Source organism: Novosphingobium sp. AAP93 (assembly GCF_001296055.1).
GTDB lineage: Bacteria > Pseudomonadota > Alphaproteobacteria > Sphingomonadales > Sphingomonadaceae > Novosphingobium.
The window spans coordinates 1-22,044 of sequence record NZ_LJHZ01000006.1; the positions used below are offsets into that span (position 1 = coordinate 1).

Consider the following 22,044-nt stretch of genomic DNA (forward strand, 5'->3'; position numbering starts at 1 on the left):
TAGAATCAGCAATCAACGACCCTGTCCACGCCCAACCGCGAACAGGTCTCATTAGGCCAAAACCTCAAGCGGATCACCGTCAGAAGACAGCCGTTTCATGTGATCCGATAACCCGAAAAGCCCTGATTGCCGCATCTGACGCTCCCGCTGCCCAGAAGCAGTGAATCATCCCTAGTCAGGTTTGACCATCGGTAAATGGAGGTGCCCAGCATCGACCTGTCGCCGACGCCGAGCCCGTCACACGAGGCCGATCGGCTGCGCGCGCCCGAGCAATGGGAGTACGAGGCCGAGCAGCGCAGCGGGATCAGCCGGGAAGTGGTGCGCGAGGAGCTGACCGAGCTATGGCGCGAAGCCGAGAACGAGCAGGCGTTCAAATCGGCGATCGAGAAGCGCGGCTATATCTTGGCGCGCGGCGATCGTCGCGATTTCTGCGTGATCGACCATGCCGGGGGCTATCACAGCCTGGCGCGCCGCCTAGACGAGGTGAGGGCGGCCGAGGTCCGCGCGTTCATGGGCGATGTTGACCGGGAATCCCTGACCAGCGTCACCGAGGCGCAGACGATGCAGCGCGAGCGCATCGAGCAGGGCCAGGAGCAGGGATCGTACCCAGGCCGAGTATCCGAGTATGTCGAGGGCACACGATAGCAGGGCGACCGAGGCGCATCATCTGTGCGATGACTTCCGGGCGGCGCGGGTCAAGGTCAAGCAGCCGCGAAGCGATGTCCGCGACGTCGATCCCGATACTGAGGCGGGAGGCTAGGAGCAAGATGCCGGGGCCGATGGCGTCAGGGACGGTCTGGCCGTTGTCGATGCCGCTGCCAACACATTCGCCAAGCTGGGCGATTTTATCGCGGATTTGCTTTCGTTCGGAGCAAACGAAACGAACCCCGATCCGGCGCTGGAGAATATGGCTCGTCGCCGTGCCGCGGTGGCGCTCAGCAGCATCCATGTCGCCATCGAGCACGATCGGCCACTCAATGCCGAGGACGTGCGCAATCACACGCCGGCGACGTTGGCCAACATCCAGGCCAAGGGCGACGCTTGGCTCGTCATGCTTGCCGAACAGCACCAGCGCGAGGAGGAGGAGCGCCGAAGGGGCGGGTTTGGAACGGTAGGGGCCCATCGCCCGCCTCGCGGCGGTAGGTCAGGGCAGAGCGGAGAGGGGAGGAAACGCGGCGTTTAAGGGAACGCCGGGCGATACTCCTTTTCGAGTGGGTCTCGGGCTTTGCTGACGCAGCAAGGTGGCGAGGGCGATGCAGATCGGCGTGACACTGGTCAGGAGAAGGGAGGGCGGCGCGGCAGGGGTGGCGGCCGAGCGGATGTTCCTGTGAAGTGCGGTGGCGGGCCTATCCGGGGCAACCAGATTGATCCGCAGGTGCTTGGCCGCGCAAGGGTCGCCTACAAGGAGGTGTTGCGCGGCATGGCAGTGCAGATCGAGGCGATCATGCGCGATCCTTCCCTTACTCATGACCAGAAGCTTGCCGCCGTTGCAACCCTCGGGGCGGCGAAGCTGGCCGAAGCGAAGGCCGTGCGGGCGCGCATCATCGCGGAGGCCAAGGCGATCGCCAAGGTCCGTCGGCGTATGTCGCGGCCGAAGAAGGGATTATGACGCATTGCCCTTTGTCCGACGCGCCGCAGGCGAGGAGAGCCGGACGAGGAGCGGACGAAGGTGACGCCCTTCGTCCCGACACCGCTGGATCGGCATCACGCACAGACCTGGGTCAAGGAAATTAGGCGCCGCTGCACCGCATTTTCCTTGAAGCGGCGGAGCATGATGGCGCTCAAGCCACACAAACCGGGCATTTGCAAGAATTTCATGGAAAGTCAGTGATTTGTACGGTCAATGTTCCTTGCTCGGCGATAGCATCATGACTGACGGACCCAAAACAGAACAGGAGGGGGCAACTGCCAAACCGACACACGACCTGACGTCGATTTCAGGGGAAAGCAAAGGCGCGCAATTTACACGGGTTGCCGCGTTGTGGCCGACGAAGGACTGCACGGGCTTTATGGATGAGATTCCGGCAGGGGTAACGATCACCGGGCGTGTGGGTGTTCTGGTGCGCAAGGATCAGGATGACGGGAGGTCCTGCAAGATGCATCAACTGTAGATCGCGCAGCCGCATCACTGTATTTTGTGAACACTGAATCGGAACGGACCGGAATGCGTTGATCCCCGGTGAGATTACCGTCTGCCCAACCAATCCCTTGGGTTTGGCGTGGGGGCTTTGTGCGAATCAGGAGGTGAGTGGTGGCGCAAAAACAGGCGAGCGTGGGCGCGTGTCTCGTCGTATTGGCGTTCACAGCGAGCATGACAAAAGGACCTTCGCCGGACCATTTTTCCCGGGAGTATTTGACGTCGCTGGGCGAGCAGTTGGTTCAGTCAGCCTTGCTTCCTGAAGATCCACCCGCCAGTGCCGCTGCTGCGATGGCGCGCGTTCAAACTCTGAAGACCTCTATCGCGAACGCCCGGAACAAATTTGATGGGTTCAGAGCCCAATGGCCGAAATGCTGGACGATTCCCTTTTTACCGCTAGTTTAGGCGGAAACATCTCCGGCGCCCTGGCATGGTTTCAGTCCCGAGGACTGATTCTGAGGGACCGCCTCCTTGTCATAGGTGCAGATTGATTACCCCTCTCTCCAATAGTCAAATTATTGGCGTAAACGTCACTAATATAGGACTGAATGATCTATGCAGGAGATTAACAGGACAAGTCGATTGTCAGGCTCCTTGCCGTCCGATCTACACGGCCAATGCCGACCATGTCGTGCTTCTGAGCGAAAATCAGAAACTGCGAGAAGCCTATGACCGTGCCTGGTGCGTCACCATCGATAGCGGGATATTTTTTGCCTACGCGCGCAGAAAAGGAATCGAGGTTCCCGAGCGAGTAACCGGATCAGACCTCGTCAGCACTCTGATTCCCCTGCTTGATCCCGCATTGCACCGGCCGTTTTTCCTTGTTTCCAATCACCAGATCGGCGGTCTTCTGGAAGAGTTCCTGACCAACAAGGGGTTTTCGCCGGACCTGTTTAAGATCGAAGTGCCGGATTTCGGTTTCGAACGCGACGCCGGATACGGCGAGAGCCTGTCGACCCGCATCAGGGACGCGCGCTCGACCCATCTTTTCATGGGCGTGGGATGCCCCAAGTCGGAAATCTGGGTCGATGAATACAGGGACCGCCTGATGGGCCTGTACGCCTTGTGCGTCGGCGCCGGGCTGGGCTATTTTGTGGGCTATGAGATGCGCGCGCCCCAATTCATGCGGCGGATCGGCTTCGAATGGGTGTGGCGCCTGCTCAAGGAACCGCAGCGACTGGGGAAACGATACATCGTGCGCGGGGCGAAGTTTCTGAACATACTGCGCAAGGACATATCGAAAGGGAATTTCGAATGACTTCACCGGAAATTGGTGGATCATGTCGCAAAACAGTGCTCGTAGCCGCTCCTTCAGGTCAAGTTGGTGGAGGTATGGGCAGGGTAAAAGATTACATGCTCATGTTCAACGGACACGAGCAAAGCCTGTTTGATTTCCGGGAAATAGTGACAAGAGATGAAAAAGGTCTAGTTGCGAGCATCGGCAATACCCTGAAGGCAATATTGAAAATTGCCCGTCTGCAGCGGGCCGGGCAACTGGCTCTGGTCCACGTCCACCTGGGCGACAATGCCAGCGCGGTGCGCAAGGGGCTGCTGACCGTGGTGGCGCGGTGGCTCGGGGCGCGGGTCTTGCTGCATCTCCATGCGGTGGTGCTGCGCCAGCAATGGATCGACGGCGGAAGGTTGCGCCGCTGGCTGATCGGCGTGCCGTTCCGCGCCGCCAGCACCAACGTGGTGCTGGGGGATGGCTGGAAAAGCTGGCTGATCTCCGACCTGGGCGTGCCGGCCAATCGCGTCGACGTGGTGCCGAACGGGGTGCCGGTACCCGAATATGCGCCTCGCGATCATTTGGGCAAGACCAACGATATCCGGCTACTCTTCATCGGCAACCTGCTTCACCGCAAGGGGGTCGACGACCTCGTCGAGGCGGCGAAGCTCGTGGCGCCGGGCGACATCCGCTGGAAGCTAACGTTCCTGGGCGGCGGCGATGTCGAGGGCTATCGCAAGATCGCGCAGGCCGCGGGGCTGGGCGACCGCCTGGAATTCGCAGGCTGGGCCGACGCCGCCGGCGTGGCGCAAGCGCTGGCGAGTGCCGATGCCATGGTGCTTCCTTCCTATCACGAGGGCCTGCCGCTGGTCATCCTCGAGGCGCTCGGCGCGGGGACGCCGGTGATCTGCACCCCGGTGGGTGCGATCCCCGAATTCCTGCGCGATGGCGATAACGCGATCTTCGTGCAGCCCGGCGACGCGCCGGGGCTGGCGGCGGCGATGCATCGGCTGATCGAGACACCCGCGCTGCGCCAGTCGCTGGGCGACGCCGGGCGGCGCGACTACGAGACGACGTTCTCGTTGCCCGCCTTCCGCCGTGCGATCTTCTCGATCTACGGGGATCGTCTGGGTCTCACGCCCGAATTGCCGGCAGGCGGGGCGCGAGGCTGAGCGGATGCTGATCGATGGCATCCAGCAGCTCCCGGATATCGTTCATCCGGTGTGCATAGTGGGATCGGGTCCGGCAGGGCTGGCTTGCGCCACGGCCCTGACGCGGGCCGGCATACCGGTTCTCGTGCTGGAATCGGGTGGCAAGCGCCCCGACCGCAAGATCCAGGAGCTGGCCGCCGGCGAACTGGTGCGCCCCGAACTGCACGACGACCTGATGACCGCGACTGCACGACGCCTGGGCGGGGCGTCGAACCTGTGGGGCGGGCGCTCGGTGCCCTATGATCCCATCGATTTCGCACCGCGCGACTGGGTAGACGCGCGCTGGCCGATCTCCCACGAAGAGGTTATGCGCTGGATTCCGGGCGCGGCGGTGGCCAGCGCCAGCGGGGCCGCGCACTATCGCTGCGAAACGCCGCTTACCGGCGGCGCGGCGCAGGATTTCGATCCCGACGCGATGGAGCGCTGGGTGAATATCCAAGCGGCACAGCATATCCACGCCGACGCGATCGCGAACGATACCCTGCTGCAGATCCGCCTGCACGCTACCTGCACCGGGCTGGAGTTCCACGATGATGGCCGCATCCGCGCCATCACTGTGGCCGATCCGCGCAGCGGCGAGCGGGCGCGGATCCGCGCCCGGCATTTCGTCATCGCCGCCGGCGGGCTCGAAACGACGCGACTGCTGCTGTCGGCGCAGTGCGAGGCGGCCAGTCGGTTCGGTGGGCCGGACGGGCCGCTGGGGCGCCACTACATGGGGCACGTGATCGGCGAGATCGCCGACATCGTGCTGGCGCGCGACGACCTTGTCGACAGCTTCCGCTTCGAGGTGGACAGCTTCGGCTCTTACGTGCGCCGCCGCATTGCGCTGACCGAGGCGGCTCAGCGCGAGCACAAGCTGCTCAACACTGTGTTCTGGCCGGTGGTTCCGCCGATCGCGGATGCCCGGCACCAGAACGCCATCCTGTCGTCGGTCTACCTGGCGCTTGCGTTCAAGCCGCTGGGCCGGTTGCTAACTGCCGAGGCGATCCGCACCCGCCACGTTCCCACCTCGGGTGTGCCGATCGCCCCGCACTTGCGCAACATCCTGACGGGGGTGCCTTCGGCGATCGGCTTCATCGCCGATTTCCTGCGGCGGCGCTACACCACCGCCGAGCGGATGCCCGGCTTCTTCGTGCGGAACAAGGAACGCCGCTTCGGCTTGTCCTACCATGCCGAACATGCCCCCCATGCCGACAGCCGGGTCACCCTGCGCGGCAGCGTCGACCGCCTGGGGCTGCCGCAACTGCGGATCGACCTGCGCTTTACCGACCAGGATTTCGATTCGATCCTGCGCTCGCACGCGCTGCTGGAAGGCTGGTTGGCGCGGCATGGCATCGGGCATGTCGAATATCGGGCGCCCCAAGGCGGGCGGCTCGACCTGCTCAAGGCGATCACCGCGCACGGCACCCACCAGATCGGGCTGGCGCGCATGGGCGACAATCGGCGCGAGGCGGTGGTGGACGGCAACCTGGCGACTTTCGACGCGCCCAACCTGCACCTGGCCACCAGCGCGGTGCTGCCGACATCGAGCCAGGCCAACCCGACCCTGACGACGATCGCGCTGGCCTTGCGCCTGGCGGACCGGCTAAGCAGCCTTTTGGCCCGGTGCAACGACGATGAAGGAATGGCATGACCGTGCGGCGAATCCACCTGACCGGAACTGACCTGGAAACTTCGGCACTAGGCATGGGCTGCGCGCCGCTGGGCTCACGCTATTCGCCGGGCCAGTCGATCAGGGCGCTGGAGCGCGCGCTGGACGCGGGCGTGACCTGGTTCGACGTGGCCCCGGCCTATGGCGCGGGCCAAGCCGAGGCGATCCTGGGGCGCTTCCTGAAAGGGCGCCGCGATGCCGTGCAGGTGGCCACCAAGGTAGGGCTGCGCGCGCCGCGCATGGGTCTGGCCAAGCGGATTGCCCTGCCGCTGGCGCGGCCGGTGGTGGCCACTCTCAAAAAGCTGCGCAATGGTGGCGGCGGCACGGGTGGTAACGGCAAGCCGGGAGGCGGCATCGTCAACGACAAACTGGCGCTGAGCCCCGATTTCATCGTGCAGACGCTGGAGACTTCGTTAAAAGCGCTGGGAACCGACCAAGTCGACCTGTTCCTGCTGCACGAACCCACGCCTGCCGAGGTGGTGCGCGACGATGTGCTGCAGACGCTGGAAAGCCTGCGCAAGGCCGGCAAGGCGCGCCACCTGGGCGTGGCCGGCAGTCACGAGGCGGGATTGGCGGCCGCCGCGACGGGCGCCTACCAGGTGGTGCAGATGGCCGATAGCCCAGACCATTCCGCGATCGACGCGATTCGCGCGCAGGCCACCGCGCCGATCGGCCTGATCAGCCATTCAGTGTTCGGCAATGCCGCCGCGCAGGCGCAGGCGCACAGCCGGCTGCAATCCGATCCGGCGCTGGCCGCCGCCGTGCAGGGCGCCGACCAGGTGCACCGCCTGCTGCTGTGGCGCGCGCTGGCCAGCAATCCCGACGGCGTGGTGCTGGCCTCGCTGGCCCGCCTCGACAACCTGGCCGACAACCTGGCGGCCGCCCTGCTTGATCCGGCGATGCTCGATAGGGATCCGCGAACCTGACGGCTCGACGGGATGGTTCGACGGGCGGTTGCCCGCCTGTCTGGAAACTGAACACCTCGAAGAACTGCCTGATTTTGGCTTGATCGGGCTGATGTGATGCTGGCGGTCGCACAAAGAGCGTCATGTTACCGGGTTATGTTCCGTGATTTCGATGTGTTCGGTGCCGCTTGGGGCCGTTTCGGCCTCAGGCAGGCGCAGTTCGCCCCTCGAGCCAGGCGAGGCGCTGGAGATTGTAGACGAGGTTGGCCATGCCGATCTTGATGGTGGCACGAGCGATTCCTATGGTGCGCACGACCAACCTCACCCGATGTTTCTGCGCGGCGAACACGTGCTCGACCTGGGCGCGGATTTTGGATCGGCGGGTGTTGGCCCTGGCGGAGCGTTCCGGCATCGGCCGCCTCGGCTTGCGGCGCTGGTGGATGTGGCTCTTGAACTTGCCGGCCGCCAGGAACGCCTCGTTCTTCTTGGACCGATAGGCCGTGTCGGCCCAGACACCCGACGCGGTGTTTCCCTTGCTCACCAAGTCCGGCAGCCGCGCGCCGTCATGGGCGTTGGCGGCGGTGGCGCCCCAGGTGCGGATCAGCCCGTGCGTCCGGTCGATGCCGATGTGGTTCTTGTAGCCGAACATCGGGATGGCGAGATCGACGGGTTTTGCCGCCCTGGGATCGGCGCCCTCGCGGACCTTGGCCTTGCTGTACTTGATCGACCAGCGCGCATCGCGGTCCTTTTGCCGCGCCTTGGCCGGCTTCCAGTCCTCGGGTACGCGGCCTTCCTTGATCGCGGTCTTTTCCGCCTCGGTGTTGCGCTGCTTGGGGGCCGGCACCACCGTGGCGTTGATAATCTGCCCGCCCATGGCGAAATAGCCCCGATCCTTCAGCACGGCATCAAAGCAGGCGAAGAGTTTGTCGATGGCCTTGGCCTTCACCAGGCGCTCGCGGAACAGCCACACCGTCGTCGCATCCGGGACCGTGCCGTCGAGACCCAGCCCCAGGAACCGCCGGAACGACAAGCGGTCCTTGATCTGGAACTCGGTGGCCTCGTCCGACAGCGAATAGAGCGCCTGCAACACCTGGATCTTGAACATCAGCACCGGGTCGAACGGCGGGCGACCGCCCTTGCCACGGGCGCTGCGCCGGAGCGCTTCCACCAACGGTCCGCGGAAAACCGCGAAATCGCTACGGCGGCCAAGCGCTCCAGCGGATCACCCGCCGCGCTCAGCGCTTCGTACTGGTCCGAAAGATCGAAGAAACCAGGCTGTCCCGCCATCATCGCCTCCAATGCCACGCAAGGGAAGTGAATCAGCCTAAGCCGCCAGGCGCCACCGGTTTTCGAGGTGTCCAACTGTTGGCGTGACCGGCTAGAGCGGCTTTCGACCGCTTTGAATCGGCATGGGATTCCCGTCGGCAGAGAATTCTGATTCAGAATCCGTGCTGGTGAAGGAGGCCGGCATGGATGGGTCACGGTCTTTCGATGGATTTGCGGGTCCGGCTTCTGGCCGCGGTTGACGGCGGGCTGAGTTGCCGAGCGGCGGCGGCGCGGTTTGGCGTCGCCCCTTCGACAGCGATCCGGTGGCATACGCAGCGACGTGCGACGGGCGACTTTGCTTCGAGGCCTCAAGGCGGCGACATGCGCTCGCGCCAGGTGGAGGCGCGATCTGCCGATATTCTGGCACTTTGGGAGGCGCGCAAGGACATCTCGCTGGAGGAGTTGCGCATCGCCTTGGCCCAGGTTGGCCTGACTGTCTCGGTTGCCGAGCTGCATCGCTTCTTCGTGCGCCGGGGTATGACGCGCAAAAAAAGACTGGCCACGCTGTCGAGCAGGACCGTCCCGACGTCCTGAGGCAGCGTCACCATTGGTTCGATGGCCAGATCGATCTGGAACCCGAGCGCCTGGTCTTCATCGACGAAACGTGGACCGCCACCAACATGACCCGCAGCCATGGCCGCTGTGCCAAAGGCGAACGCTTGCGGATGGGCTTCCCGCATGGTCATCGCAAGACCGCCACGCTGGTTGCAGGCCTGCGCATGACGGACATGATCGCCCCGATGGTGCTGGACGGGCCGATCAACGGCGACTGGTTCGAAGCCTACGTGGCGCAGGTTCTCGTGCCCGAACTGCGACCCGGCGATGTCGTCATCATGGACAATCTGTCGAGCCACAAGCGCCCCGCAGTCCGCGACCGGATCGAGGCGGCAGGAGCAACACTGCGCTTCCTCACGCCCTACAGCCCCGACTTCAACCCGATCGAGAAGGCGTTCTCCCGCCTCAAGGCCACGCTGCGGAAAATCGGCGAGCGCACCGTCAGCGGCCTATGGAACCTCATCGGCAAGCTCGTTGACATCTTCCTGCCAAACGAATGCGCCAACTACTTCAGCTCATGCGGTTACGATCCAACATGATCGGAAAACGCTCTAGGCCGCATACCCATAAATGGGATTCCCAAGGTGGCGAGGTTCTGATTCAAGGTTTCCGGAAGGAAGCCTTTGGTGAGCCGCTACGATCTGACCGAGTTTGAGTGGCGGGTGATTGCGCCGCTGCTACCCAACAAGCCGCGCGGTGTGGCGCGGGTTGACGACCGGCGAGTGCTGAACGGCATCTTCTGGGTGCTACGCTCGGACTCGCCCTGGCGCGGCCTGCCGGAACGCTATGGGCCCTACACCACCGGCTACAATCGGTTCCGAAGCTGGACCAAGGCCGGTGCGTGGGACCGGATCTTGGACGCGATTACAGATGCTTATGGCTGTGATGTCCGGATGATCGATGGCACCAGCGTGCGCGTCCATCATGCCGCTGCCACTTTTAAACAAAGCCACCCGGGTCGATGTCTTGGACGAAGCCGGGGCGGTCTTACTACGAAAATCCATGCTCTGACCGATGCCGATGGCCTGCCGGTGAAGATCGTCATCACGCCCGGCCAGGCCCACGACATCAGGGCCGCCGCAGAACTACTCACCGATATCCGCCACGGCCAGATGGTGCTTGCCGACCGGGCCTATGATGCTGACTGGCTGCGCGCCATGGTTGCAGGCGGTGGTGGCTGGGCCAACATCCCGCCAAAGCGAAACCGGCGAGACCCCATCTGCTTCTCACCCTGGCTCTACCGCCAGCGCAACCTCATTGAGCGGTTCTTCAACAAAATCAAATACTACCGCCGCATTGCCACACATTATGACAAGCTCGGTTCGTCGTTCCTCGCAATGACCAAACTCGCCTGCATCAGGCTACGATTGCGCCATTATGAGTCCACGGCCTAGTCGGCTCGGCTCACCATTGTCTGCCCTCTTTGCCTCGAACCGGCGGCTTTCGGGTCTCGGTCGTGAGGATCTGGTCGTGACGATGCCGCAGCCTCGCCAACGCAGTAATGCTCCGAAATCGCGGTGTTCGGCCGATCGCTGCATTGCAGCAAGGTATTGACCGCTCCGGCGTCGCCGCCGTAGACGTACCATCAGCACTTGAATATGCTGGAATTCGCTTGGCTCCGTGGGCGAGGTCGCTGTTTGTTCGAAACTAGAGCGGTTCTCGTCGGCGGTGAGATGGAGTAGTTAGGTGGCTGGCTTACCCACAACACGGCGGCACGTTTTGGCGCTCGCGCTTGCCGTGCCGGCATTGAGTTTGAACAAAGTGGCTTGCGCCTCGGATATGGCCGCGCGCCGTGTGGGCGAAGCCCTGATCGAAGAGCATGGGCTGAATGCGACCAGGGCGCTGCTTGCGGCCAATGCCGGGCGTCTCCGGGGATTGGATGCCTGCACGATGCGCGGGATGGCGGCAGCGGAATTTCGCATGCGCCGCACCTTGACTGCAGATGGGCTGTTGCTTTCCGAGATCGAGGCAGCCTGGTGCCTTCGCCACGCGCTGGAGGGCTCCGTCAAGTGACAACGTTCGTCGATGCGGAGCGTGCGGAACTCGGACCTGTCCTCGATGCGGATACCTGCATTGTCGGTGCGGGAGCGGCCGGCATAACGCTTGCCATGGATCTGGCTGCCCGCAAGCAGCACGTGCTGCTGGTGGAAGCAGGGGCGGAGTCCATCGAAGGGCAGACCCAGAACCTGTACGTTGGCGAGCAGACTGGCGTTCCCTATTACGATCTTGCTTCTTGCCGCCTGCGCTATTGGGGGGGCAGCAGCAATCATTGGAGCGGCTATTGCCGCGCCAACGATCCCATCGATTACCAGCCACGGTTGCAACTGGGCCTCCCGGGTTGGCCCGTGAACGGGCAGGAACTTGCTCCCTTTATTGCCCGCGCCACCAAGACCCTTGAAATCGACACCGACTTTTTTGATCCTGCGGCACAATTGCGCCGCGCAGGGTTCGACACCAGCCAACTGTTGGAAAAGCAATCGACTGCGCTGGTTACCAAGAATTTCCAGCTCGCCCGTAACATCCGGTTCGGCCCTCGTTTTCGTCCGGACATCGCGGCCAATCCCTATATCCGTCCTGTAGAGAATCTGAATGTCGTAAAGCTGGTGTTGGATCAGCATGGGCGCCGTGTTGTAGCCGCGGAAGCGCGAACTTTGGGTGGCAAGACGGTGCGGATCGTGGCCCGCCGTTTCGTCCTTGCCGCTCACGCCATCGAGAACGCCAGGCTGCTTCTGGAGTCGGATGATCGTTCTCCGGGCGGAATCGGGAATGGCGCCGACCAGGTCGGCCGCAACTTCATGGAACATCCGCAGTTCCAAGCTTCGCGCATGATCCCCAGCGATCGCTTTCCCGCGTTGTACGATTTCCAGTATCTGGGCAATTTCCGGCTCAACGCCAACCTGTCGATATCCGAAAAATTGATGCGTGAGCGCGGAATCCTGAGCTATTACTGCCGTTTCATGCCTGTCTATGCCGAGGAGGAGGTGTCGCGTGCGGTTTCCAGGCTCCCCAACCGGCTGTTCCAGCCCGCGTCGCAGGGCCTCTTCAGGGACGTGGTGACCGCTCTGGGCGATCCTCGAGGAGCCTTCGCCAAGTATGTCGTAAGAGACATGCATCGTTATGTGCAGCCGCTTTACTACATGCTGGAGCATCGCACGGATCAGGCACCCAACCCCGACTCACGGGTGACGTTGGCTGACAAGCGAGACAAGCTGGGCCAGCGACTGGTGCGCCTGCATTGGGACTTCACGGATCTCGACGTGAAAACCTTCGCGACCGGACAGGACACTGTCGCCCATGAATTGAGCGCATTGGGTATGGGCAGGTTCCAACTGGAGCCCATCACGATGGATCTGCTGCGCGACCGCGTAAAAGGCCATTATCATCACATGGGAACCACCCGGATGTCAGATGATCCCGCGCAAGGCGTGGTCGATCGCAACCAAAAGGTCCACGGAGTCGACAACCTTTGGGTCGCAGGCTCCAGCGTATTTCCGAGTGGCGGTTATTCGGGGCCGACCATGATGATCGTGGCGATGACGCACAGGCTGGCCGATCACTTGGCCACCCAGTCGGCGGCCGCATAAATGGGCATTTTGTGGTGCATCTTGGCTTTCCTGATGCCGCCTCTGGGCTTGCATTACGGGCGAGCATCACGCTTCGCCGCAGGGCTGATATCGATCATCTGGATTGCAGGTCAGTTGGTCTTCTGGTTGTTCATGGCTGGCCCGGGCTTCGCCCTTTGCCTGCTCGCCTCGCTGGCGGCGGTGGTGGCAGTGGTGCGGGCCAGAAGAAAGGCGCGGGCGTGACGAAAACAAAAGTGGCATTGGCACTGGGTGTGGTATTGCTGGCGGCAGGTTGCTCCGGCAGTGGCGCCGAGAGATCGGGTGGCGCGCCGAAGACGGCAGAAGTGGCCAGGGGTGAAGAAATCTTCGAGCGCGTGTGTTCCGCATGTCATGTGATCAGCGCCGAAAATATGGTCGGGCCTGGCCTGCGCGGCGTGATCGGACGGCACGTGGCCAGCAAGGCGGGATATGCCTATTCCGAAGCGATCAAGCGGGACCAATCGCAAACCTGGACTCCGGAACGCATCCAAAGCTATCTCATGGGGCCACTCAACATGTATCCTGAAGGGCGGATGGCGATAACGCCGCTTGGTCCGGAAGATGCCAAGTCCCTAGTGGCCTACCTGCAATATCGGCAGGCTGGCGAATAGCCTATGATAAAGTTTAATCCGAGTCGCGGGATTCCCGGAATTCGTAATAGTCGATGCGGCCGCGTCTTGCCTGCGCCAGTAAATTTCTGTCCACCGGCCAAGCTGATTGTGCGGCGCAAAAAACCGGGCACATGCCACACTCTCGCGGACGGGTGTATATTTTGGTCGCCACGGTGCAGGCAGGCACCGGGCGCGAACGTCAAAACTTGCGGGCTGCTTCAGAGGTTTTGATTATGAGCTTGCCGCCTGAATCTCTGACAAAATATTCAGACCAGGTTGATCCCGGGGCCAACTTCGGCGAAGGCAGCTTCTTGCAAGAACGCATCGCGCCGACGCGACCCGCCCGGACCACAACCGGCATCGTGTTCCGGAAACCTGACAAAACCACTTGGTCAGGTATTCTGACGGTGGCCGGCTTGCTCATTATCGACTCCGGTGTCCCGGCACTGCTGATCGGCATGGAAAGCTTCACGATCGGCCGGCTGATGAGTGCAGGAATAATCGCGGTGTGCCTGATTATCCCGCAGTTTCGCCGCAATCGCAACTTCAAAATTGTAGATTTTTCCGGCCTAGCACCTTTTATTCTTCTTTCTATGATGTTCTTTATTTCATTTATCTCCAATGTCATAATATTTGATTTTGGATTTAAGAACTTTGCACCATCATTTTACATGTTGTTGCCGGCTCTGACCTTCTATGCCTTCCGGAACCTCGGGATATCGACGGGAGATGTGATCTGGGGATTCATTTTCAGCGCCCTGTTTGTTTCGGTGATCATCGTACTCGATTCCACGTTCGGCCTAGCTTCCTTGCGACAGATGCGTCGCATGTCCGTCTTCGGTGAATTCGGCAATACAGAACGCTTAGTATTCCTCAAGAACGCTTGCGTGATCGCAGTCGTCGTCGTGCTGGCCAACTTGCTGACTCGTAAAAAGCCGGTTTGGGGATACGTTTTCTATACTGCCTTGCTGGTTGCGATCGGCTTTCCGGTGTTCGCAACATTCGAAAGCCGCTTCGCTATTATCGTCCCCCTTCTATCGACCGCGCTCTTCGTTTCTACCGCTCGACTGAGGGCCAGTCGTCGCCTCGTCCTCTATGCAATGGGCCTGGTGGTAGGCATTCCGGGGGCATGGCTGGCGCTGCAGAAATTTATTGCACCGATGCTGGAGAATGACTGGGAAACATACGCCGAAACCAATAACGTTTCGATCCGCGTCAATTCGTTTACATATTACCAGCAATGGTTCGAGCGAAGCGATTATTTCGGCATCGGACACATGTCGACCAGTCCAGAGATGCATAATATGATTTCAGATGTCGTCCAACAGGCCTTCAATCTGAATGATCTTGGCATCTATGCTTCATTATTTCAGTACGGCATATTTGGTTTGGCGCTTACCCTGCTTATGACAATATATCTTATTGCCGGCTTCTTCCGTTTGGGATACTCCGGCCACCCGCGTGCACCCGAAATGCACATTCTCGGGTGCTATGTAGCCACCAGCCTCATCCAAGTGGTTCCCGCCAATTTCTTCACACTTCAATCTAATTGCATCTACGGTTCGATCCTGTGGTACCTGCTCTGCCGCTCCCAGTTCGAAGACCGGGAAATGGTGCGCCAAAGATTGACTCTGGTTCGCGTATGAAATCATATCGCAAACCCCGCGTTCTGGAACTTGTCGTAATCGCTGCAGTCTCGTTGCCAATCATTGCATTGGCATCGGCCAGTCTGCCGCCTACTGCGGCGTTGGCGAGCCCGGAATGGGTCACCGTCACCGACCGCTCGTTGGAAATCGTCGCAGATAGTCCGCTCGATCTGGGCGCGCTGACGCCCGCGGCCGATGATCGTCCATTGCTGATCAAGGGCGATCGCTTCGTGCAAAGTGGCAATCCTGCCACATTGAACTGCGCATCGCTCGCGCCGGGCTTCTCGCCCACGGCGGGCAGCGGCTTTCCCGATCACGAAGCGGCCGACCGCTACGCCCTGCAACTGCGTCGGCACGGCTACAACCTTGTGCGCTTCCATTACGTGGACGCGCTGCTGATGCAAGGGGCGAAAAGGGATTTCGCCGTCGATCCCGAGCAACTCGATCGCTTCCAGTATTTCGTTGCCGCCTTATCACGCAACGGCATAAGCTGGCTGCTCGACGTGATGAGCTCGCCCAACGCCGCTATTGGCAACGTGGGGCCGCATCGCTGGGCCAGAAAACTGGGCATGAACTGGCGGGTCTTCGTTGAACCGGCGGCCTTCGCGCACTGGCAGCGATGGGCGAACTGGCTGCTGACCACGCCCAATCCCTATACTAGGCAATCGCTGGCGCACGATCCGGGCACGCTGGGGCTGATCCTCGTCAATGAACCGAGCCTGGACTACCGCTCGTTCGTGGCCGGAGGCGGCGCACGCGCGCCGTTCCTGCCCGGCCTGGCCGATGGCTTCGCGGCCTGGCAGAATGCGCATTTTCCCGGCGCGCACACCCTGCCCCCGCCGGCGAGCGTGGGACAGGCCGGACCAGATATGGCCCGCTTCCAGGCCTGGCTGACTTACCTGCAGCGCGACGCAACCCGGCGCATGACCTTCACGGTGCGCAACGCCGGATACGCCGGGTCGGTCACCAGCTTCGACAACTGGCCGATGCTGAACCAGGTGCCGCTGCGCCAGAACCTCGATTTCATCGACATGCACGGCTACGCGCAGAACGAGAATCCCGGCCCGAACGGCGCGTTCACGGCGCCTTCCAGCCTGGCCACCGGGGGGCGCTACCTGCAGGTGATCGGCTCGACGCGCGTGTTCGGCAAGCCGTTTACGGTGAGCGAGCACGGCGATTTCTTCCCCAGCCCGCGCCGCTTCGAAAGCGGCCTGCTGGTGCCAGTCTTCGCTGCGATCCAGGGCTGGGACGCGGTCTGCCAGCATGCCGATGGCCCGATCATGCTGGCCTATGACGGGGTGGGCGTGCGCAAGGACGGCATCCATACCGATTCGGTGGGGCTGGACCCGGTGCGCCGGGTAGGCGAGACGCTGACCGCGCTGATCCGGCTGCGCCGCGAGATCGCACCGGCGCCCGGCGCGCTGATACTCCAGCCCGACGAAGGTGCCTTGCTGCGGGCACCGCCGCTGGCCACGGTGGGCGCGGACACGGGCATGCTGGGCTGGCTGGTGCGGATCGGCATCGGCCCAGCCCGGCCCGCCGGCGCGCCGGCGGTATCGGTTCCGCTGGCGGACACGGCGCCGGGGGCCGCCCAATCGGCCCTGACAGGGTTCCAGGGCCGGCTGATCGACCAGCTTATGGCGCAGAAGGCGATTTCGGCCGACATGGCGCGCGAGGCGCGCGCGGGCCGCTGGCACAGCCCGGACGGCACCGTCACGCTGGATATGCCCGGCCTGCGCATCAACGTGGTCACGCGCTTCACCGCCGCCACGGCAGGCAATGCCATTAGTCAGCCTCTGGCGCTCGGTCCACTGACCGTAGTGGCAAGCGATGCACCGGGCATCGTCGCGGCCAGCGCGCTCGACGGGAAAGCGCTGGGCGAGAGTGGCCGGATCCTGCTTATGATGGTATCCGACGCGCACAACAGCGGCATGGAGATCGACCAGGCGGCGCGCCGGGTGGTGCACGCGGGCGGCCTGCCGGTGACGCTGCGCCGGATGCAGGCCGAGCTGCGGCTCACGACGCGGGCCAACACCCGCTGGCAACTGGCTCCGCTGCATCTCGACGGCAGCCCGGTCACCACGCAGGCGGTGCAAGATGACGATGGCAAGGTGACGGTTTCGCTCGATACCCGCACGCCCGATGGCGGGGCCACGACCTTCTACCTCTTGAGCATCAGGCGCGAGGTAGAACTGTAGCGCTGATGCGGCACGACGGCACGATCGCCCGAGGCCGATCCGGCTTCCCTGCTCCCTGCGGGATCAGTTGGCCAACGGCATTTCCCCATTCTACAACTCTCGACACTTAGGCCGAACTCGGTCATATGCTGCAGCACAGCAAGGTGGGAGTATCCGATTTTTTACGAAAAAACTTATACCTCTTTCGTGCCGGATACGGCAGCACCCGAAGGGCTTGGATCTGCGCCAGCACATCAGGATCGACCGTGAAACTGAGCAATCTCAACGGAGCCATGCGAGGCTACCTGGCGGTAGCGACCTTCGGGGTCGGGTCACGCGTCGGGAGCCTCGTCGCGCAGCTCGGCGCGCTGTTCGTTCTGGCCCGGATCATGACCAAGGCCGATTTCGGCGACATGATGACCGCCTTCGCCGCCTATCGCATCATTTCCTACGGCGTGGGCACCGGGTGCATGTCGGGCCTGCTCTACCACGTCTCGCGCGATCCGGTGGATGCCACCGAGATCCCCGCGCACCGTACGTTCGCGGCGCTGGCCGGGATCGCGGTGCTGGCGCTGGAAATCTTTCTGCTGCCGTTCCGTGCCGATATCGCCGCGCTGTTCGGCAAGCCGGGGCTGGCCGACTGGCTGTTGTATCTCGCGCCGTTCGGGCTGATCTATACCCTGATCTACACCGCCACCGGCGCTTATGACGGGCGCCAGTGGATCAACCGCTCGATCGCGCTGGCCGAGCTGTGGCCCAACCTGCTGCGGCTCGTGCTCCTGGGCATCATCCTGGTGTGGCGCCTGCCGGTGTGGACGGTGGGGGCGGCGTTCCTGCTATCGGTGGCGATCCCCTACTGCGCGGTGCTCTTCCGCCTGCTCGGCTCGCCGATCCGGGGCATGCGTCCGATCCGTCGCTGGGATTTGCATTACTGCGCCACGTTCATCGGGCATTCGCTGCTTTCGATGCAACTCCAGGGCATCGACATGCTGATCGTGGGCTACCTGTTCAGCTCGACCCAGACTGCCGATTACGCCATCGCCGGGCGGATCGCGGTGATGTATCCGTTTTTCCAGCAGATCGTGTTCAAGAAATTCATGCCCCGCTGCGGCATGCTGATCGCCAGGGGCGACACGGCCCAACTGGTCAGGGAGGCGCTGACATGCCGGGATTTCTCGGTGATCGCGGTCTGCTTCCTGACCGGCGCGCTCCTGGCGTTGGCGCCGTGGATCGTACGCGGCGCGGGCGATTTCACCTCGGCGCTGGCGCTGCTGGTGGCGCTGGCGGCACCATCGTTCGCGCGCGCCTTCTTCGCGGGCGGCGATGCGATACTGCGCATGAGCGGCGCGGCCAATTTCAGCATCGCCATCATGTTCTGCTCCTTCCTTTTCGTGGTGGTCACGCCGTTCGTCGCCATGCGGTGGCTGCACATCTTCTCGCTGCCCCTGGGGATGACGCTTTCGGCCATCGTGCTCAATCCGATCATCGCCTGGCGGATCCACCAGCGCATGGGCTTCTGGCTGTTCGCGCGCCGGGATTTCCTGGTGCTCGCCGGCGGGCTGGTCGGCATCGCGGCCATGACCTTGTGGGCCGGCCCGGAGCCGCTGCGCTGGCCGGTGATAGGCGCGATCGTGGCTTTGCCTGGAGCAATCCTCATCATGATGAACGCAAGACAGATCCTAGACATGGTCCGCGGCCGCCCCGTTCGCGCGGCGCAGGCATGACCGCCGTGCTGGGGCAGCCGCGCGCCGGGTTGGCGGCCAGCCTCAAGCAGGCGCTGCGTCCAACTTGGCGGCGGCTGAAGGCGGCGGTCAAGCTCATCGGCTATAGCTGGCACGACTATCGGCAATTCGCCCGCTGGTCGGCCGCGATCCGAAAATGGGACCCCGAGGGCCAGATGGCCCAGATAGTCAAGTACTACCACATGATAGAGAAGGGCTTGGCGCTGCCGGCTCCCCGACCGGGCTTCGGCCATTACGCGGTCGAGGGCCTGTGCGCGATGGTCGATTGCCGGATCGGCGCGGGCGTGACCTCGCCGCGTCTGGGCGAGGCGTTGGAAGTGCTGGCGGCCTATCGCGACTTCAATCGCGCCTGCGGCGGCGCTATCCCGGCCGCGGTCGAACCCTTGCTGGCCAAGGCCCGGAGCGCGGGCCTTGGCCGGGAAGCGGAAGCGGTACGCCACGTCGCGCGGGCTGCTATCGAGAGTGCCACCGATTTCGACGCCGCAGCGTTCTTCGGATCGCGCTTCTCGGTCCGCCAGTTCGCGGACAAGCCAATCGATCGCGCCCGGATCGAGGCCGCGGTGCGTATCGCGCAGACAGCGCCATCGGTGTGCAACCGGCAGGCGGGGCGCATCCATATCGTGGAGGACGCGGCCACCCGCGATCGCTGGCTGCGCTATCAGAACGGCAACCGGGGTTTCGGCGAGACCATGGGCGCCTTGGCGGTGGTGACCGTCGACCTCAGGGCCTTCTTGGAACCCGAGGAGCGTTTCCAGGGCTGGATCGACGGCGGCCTTTTCGCCATGAACTTCATCATGGGGCTGCACGCGCAGCGCCTGGGAAGCTGTTGCCTCAATTGGTCGTCACCGGTGGGCAACGACAGGGAGTTCCATCGCGTGTCGGGCATTCCAGACCAGGAAAGGATCATCATGTTCATTGCCATCGGCGAATTGCGGGACGACTTCGTGGTGGCGCGATCGCCGCGGCGCTCGCTGGAAAGCGTCGTTACCTTCGTGAGCGGCCGATGAAGATCCTGTTCCTCGGCCATGAGGATTTCGGCAATCGTGGCTGCGAGGCGCTGGTGCGCTCGATTGTGCAGATCGTGCAGGAGCGCGCGCCCGAGGCGCGGTTCCTGCTGCCCTCGCGCACGCCCGCGGCGGACAGCGCGCATTGGCCGCAACTAGGCGAGCGGCACGTGCGCCTGGTGGGCGAGACGCTGTTCGCGCGGCACCTGGGCTGGTGGGACCGCATCGTGCAGAAGGTGCCCGCGCTGGTCTCGCTGGGCTATCCGCCGTTCCGCCCCGATGCCGAAACCATGGCCGCGCTGCGCGAGGCCGACCAGGTGATCGTCACCGGGGGCGACATCATCTCGCTGGAATACGGCCTGCCCTCGCTGTTCTTCTGGGTGGGCATGGCCGAGTGGGCGCGTAAGCTGGGCAAGCTGGTGCACCTGTGGGGCGCATCGGTGGGGCCGTTCACCGCCAATCCGCGCGTGGAGCGGCTGATGGCCCGCCACCTGTCGCGCTGCTACACTTCGGTTTCGGTGCGCGAGAGCGCGACCTTCGGCTACCTGACGAAGCTGGGCGTGCCCAACGTGCGCTTCGTGGCGGACCCGGCCTTCCACATGAAGCCCGAGCCACACGGCGCAGCCGATGCGCTGTTCGCCGCCGCGCCCGAGGGCGTGCTGGGTTTCAACGTCAGCCCGCTGGTGCGCACGTTCCTGAAGGACGAGGCCGCGCGTGCCGCCTTCGATGCCGAGATCGTGCGCTTCCTGCGCCACGCCGCGCTGGAACGCGGAATGCCGGTGCTGCTGGTGCCGCATGTCGACCCCTATGACGGATCGGCCTGGAACAGCGACGGGATCTACATGAAGGGGCTGATGCAGGCCGCCACGCTGCCCGCCGACAAAATGGCGATCCTGCCATCCGATCTCAACGCAGCGCAGCTCAAGCATTCGCTGTCGCGCTGCCGGTTCTTCATCGGCGCGCGCACCCATGCCACGATCGGCGCGATCTCGCAGGGGGTGCCCACGATCTCGATCGCCTACAGCGTGAAGGCGGTGGGCATCAATCGCGACCTGTTCGGCGAGCGCGAGGTGGTGCTGCCTACGCCCAAGGTCTCGTTCAACACGCTGAACGCCGCGCTGGACCGCCTGTTTGCGCAGGAGGCGGACTTGCGCGCGATCATCGCCGAGAAAATGCCGGTGTGGCGCGATCGCGGCCGCACCGCCGCCGACCCGCTGTTCGAGGCCGCCGGGGCGTGAGCCCGCTGGTCTCGATCGTGATCCCGCACCACAACCGGGTGGCGCGGCTGATCGAAACGCTGGGTTCGGTGGCGCGGCAGACCTTCACCGACTGGGAAGTGGTGGTGGTGGACGATTGTTCGCCCACCGATCCCACCGAGGCAATCCTGGCGTCCTTTCCGCAGGCGCGGGTGTTTCGCCAGGCGGTGAACCGCGGGCCGGGCGCGGCGCGCAACCGGGGCGTGGCCGAGGCGCGCGGGCGCTTCGTGGCGTTCTTGGATTCCGATGACCACTGGGAGCCGGAGAAACTGGCGGCACAGGTGGCGGCGGTACTGGCGCGGCCCGATCCCGACGCGGTGATCTGCGCCACGCGCACCCGCGCGGTGGAGGACGGCGGGCGCGAGCGGCTGCTGCCCGAACGCGCGGTGCGGCCGGGCGAGTCGTTCGGCGAATTCCTCTACCTGGACCACGGCTTCGCGCAGTCGAGCTCGCTGTTCCTGGCGCGGGAGGCGGCGGCGCGGATCGGCTTTGCCGAAAGCCTGCGCCAGTTCGAGGACCACCTGTTCTTCATCGAGGCCGGGAACGCGGGGCTAGAATACGTGTTGGTGCCCGAGACGCTGGTGACCTGGTTCAACGACAGCCGCCCTGACCGCCTGACGCGCGAGGACGACCTGCCCAAGGGCGAGGCCTTCCTGGCGGTGGGGCGAGCGGCGCTGGGGCGGCGCGCGGCGCTGGCCTTCGAGGTGCGGTTCCTGGGGCCGGCGCTGTTTCGCGCGCGGCCGCTGGCGGCGCTGGGGGTGTTTGTGCGGGCGCTGGCGGCACGCGCCCTGCCTCCGCGCGACGCGGTGCTGCTGGCGATGAAGATCGCGCTGCCGGGCGCGGTCTACGGGCGGCTGCGGGCAAGGCTGGCGGGATGGGGGACCGGGGTATGAGCGGGGGCAGGATCCATCATCTTCAGGCGCTGCGCGGCATTGCGGCGAGCTGGACACTTCGAAGAACCGCTTGATTTTGGGGTGTTGCGCAGGCCAATTGCTG

Annotated in this window: 19 protein-coding genes and 1 pseudogene; 19 read left to right on the forward strand and 1 reads right to left on the reverse strand. The window is 63.6% G+C overall.

All coding sequences use genetic code 11. The annotated features are described in order from the left end of the window. Window positions 1–195: 195 nt before the first annotated feature. The 8 genes from IP83_RS01525 to IP83_RS01560 all read left to right on the forward strand — a co-directional run bounded on the left by IP83_RS01525 (window position 196) and on the right by IP83_RS01560 (window position 7,150). Complete coding sequence (locus IP83_RS01525; RefSeq protein WP_054120447.1) at window positions 196–645, forward strand: hypothetical protein; 450 nt, start codon at window positions 196–198, stop codon at window positions 643–645. A 262-nt stretch (window positions 646–907) separates the two neighbouring features. Next, on the forward strand, window positions 908–1,183 hold the full coding sequence (locus tag IP83_RS01530; RefSeq protein ID WP_156309529.1) for a hypothetical protein: 276 nt from the start codon (window positions 908–910) through the stop codon (window positions 1,181–1,183). Between the two features lie 237 nt (window positions 1,184–1,420). Then, window positions 1,421–1,609: a hypothetical protein gene (locus tag IP83_RS01535; protein ID WP_156309530.1), complete on the forward strand. Its 189-nt coding sequence runs from the start codon at window positions 1,421–1,423 to the stop codon at window positions 1,607–1,609. Between the two features lie 259 nt (window positions 1,610–1,868). Further along, window positions 1,869–2,111, forward strand: a complete 243-nt coding sequence (locus IP83_RS01540) for a hypothetical protein (RefSeq protein ID WP_156309531.1) — start codon at window positions 1,869–1,871, stop codon at window positions 2,109–2,111. 657 nt (window positions 2,112–2,768) lie between these two features. Next, window positions 2,769–3,395, forward strand: a complete 627-nt coding sequence (locus IP83_RS19425; RefSeq protein ID WP_197274241.1) for a WecB/TagA/CpsF family glycosyltransferase — start codon at window positions 2,769–2,771, stop codon at window positions 3,393–3,395. Window positions 3,396–3,490: 95 nt separating this feature from the next. After that, on the forward strand, window positions 3,491–4,534 hold the full coding sequence (locus tag IP83_RS01550) for a glycosyltransferase family 4 protein (protein WP_197274242.1): 1,044 nt from the start codon (window positions 3,491–3,493) through the stop codon (window positions 4,532–4,534). Window positions 4,535–4,538: 4 nt separating this feature from the next. Next, the gene (locus tag IP83_RS01555) at window positions 4,539–6,206 is read left to right on the forward strand and encodes an FAD-dependent oxidoreductase (RefSeq protein WP_054120453.1); all 1,668 of its coding nucleotides are present in this window, start codon (window positions 4,539–4,541) and stop codon (window positions 6,204–6,206) included. Further along, on the forward strand, window positions 6,203–7,150 hold the full coding sequence (locus tag IP83_RS01560) for an aldo/keto reductase (RefSeq protein ID WP_082364411.1): 948 nt from the start codon (window positions 6,203–6,205) through the stop codon (window positions 7,148–7,150). The genes IP83_RS01555 and IP83_RS01560 overlap by 4 nt, the downstream gene beginning before the upstream one ends. Window positions 7,151–7,334: 184 nt before the next feature. Here the strand turns inward: IP83_RS01560 and IP83_RS01565 are convergent. Further along, window positions 7,335–8,416, reverse strand: a pseudogene (locus IP83_RS01565) (IS5 family transposase). 186 nt (window positions 8,417–8,602) lie between these two features. On the opposite strand from IP83_RS01565, the gene IP83_RS19430 reads away from it, so the two are divergent. From IP83_RS19430 to IP83_RS01630, 11 genes are all read left to right on the forward strand, one after another. Continuing rightward, window positions 8,603–9,549, forward strand: a protein-coding gene (locus IP83_RS19430) for an IS630 family transposase (RefSeq protein WP_156309532.1) whose coding sequence is annotated in 2 segments (ribosomal slippage) — window positions 8,603–8,948 and window positions 8,948–9,549 — 948 coding nt in all. Because the reading frame shifts where the segments join, the coding sequence is not laid out codon by codon here. Window positions 9,550–9,636: 87 nt separating this feature from the next. Next, complete coding sequence (locus IP83_RS01580; protein WP_082364415.1) at window positions 9,637–10,404, forward strand: IS5 family transposase; 768 nt, start codon at window positions 9,637–9,639, stop codon at window positions 10,402–10,404. A 325-nt stretch (window positions 10,405–10,729) separates the two neighbouring features. Then, the gene (locus tag IP83_RS01585; RefSeq protein ID WP_156309533.1) at window positions 10,730–11,023 is read left to right on the forward strand and encodes a hypothetical protein; all 294 of its coding nucleotides are present in this window, start codon (window positions 10,730–10,732) and stop codon (window positions 11,021–11,023) included. Next, window positions 11,020–12,594, forward strand: coding sequence for an FAD-dependent oxidoreductase (locus tag IP83_RS01590; protein WP_054120458.1), 1,575 nt, complete (start codon window positions 11,020–11,022; stop codon window positions 12,592–12,594). The genes IP83_RS01585 and IP83_RS01590 overlap by 4 nt, the downstream gene beginning before the upstream one ends. An 11-nt stretch (window positions 12,595–12,605) precedes the next feature. Beyond that, window positions 12,606–13,223, forward strand: coding sequence for a cytochrome c family protein (locus IP83_RS19435; protein WP_197274243.1), 618 nt, complete (start codon window positions 12,606–12,608; stop codon window positions 13,221–13,223). A gap of 53 nt (window positions 13,224–13,276) precedes the next feature. Then, complete coding sequence (locus IP83_RS01605; protein ID WP_156309534.1) at window positions 13,277–14,869, forward strand: hypothetical protein; 1,593 nt, start codon at window positions 13,277–13,279, stop codon at window positions 14,867–14,869. A 101-nt stretch (window positions 14,870–14,970) separates the two neighbouring features. Further along, complete coding sequence (locus IP83_RS01610) at window positions 14,971–17,067, forward strand: hypothetical protein (protein WP_054120462.1); 2,097 nt, start codon at window positions 14,971–14,973, stop codon at window positions 17,065–17,067. Between the two features lie 125 nt (window positions 17,068–17,192). Next, entirely contained in the window at window positions 17,193–18,770 is a 1,578-nt protein-coding gene (locus IP83_RS01615) for a lipopolysaccharide biosynthesis protein (RefSeq protein WP_082364412.1), read from the forward strand. Beyond that, window positions 18,767–19,795: a nitroreductase family protein gene (locus IP83_RS20420; protein WP_054120464.1), complete on the forward strand. Its 1,029-nt coding sequence runs from the start codon at window positions 18,767–18,769 to the stop codon at window positions 19,793–19,795. Before IP83_RS01615 ends, IP83_RS20420 begins: the two co-directional genes overlap by 4 nt. Further along, on the forward strand, window positions 19,792–21,030 hold the full coding sequence (locus tag IP83_RS01625; RefSeq protein WP_054120465.1) for a polysaccharide pyruvyl transferase family protein: 1,239 nt from the start codon (window positions 19,792–19,794) through the stop codon (window positions 21,028–21,030). Before IP83_RS20420 ends, IP83_RS01625 begins: the two co-directional genes overlap by 4 nt. Next, window positions 20,973–21,941: a glycosyltransferase family 2 protein gene (locus tag IP83_RS01630; protein WP_082364413.1), complete on the forward strand. Its 969-nt coding sequence runs from the start codon at window positions 20,973–20,975 to the stop codon at window positions 21,939–21,941. Before IP83_RS01625 ends, IP83_RS01630 begins: the two co-directional genes overlap by 58 nt. Window positions 21,942–22,044 lie beyond the last annotated feature (103 nt).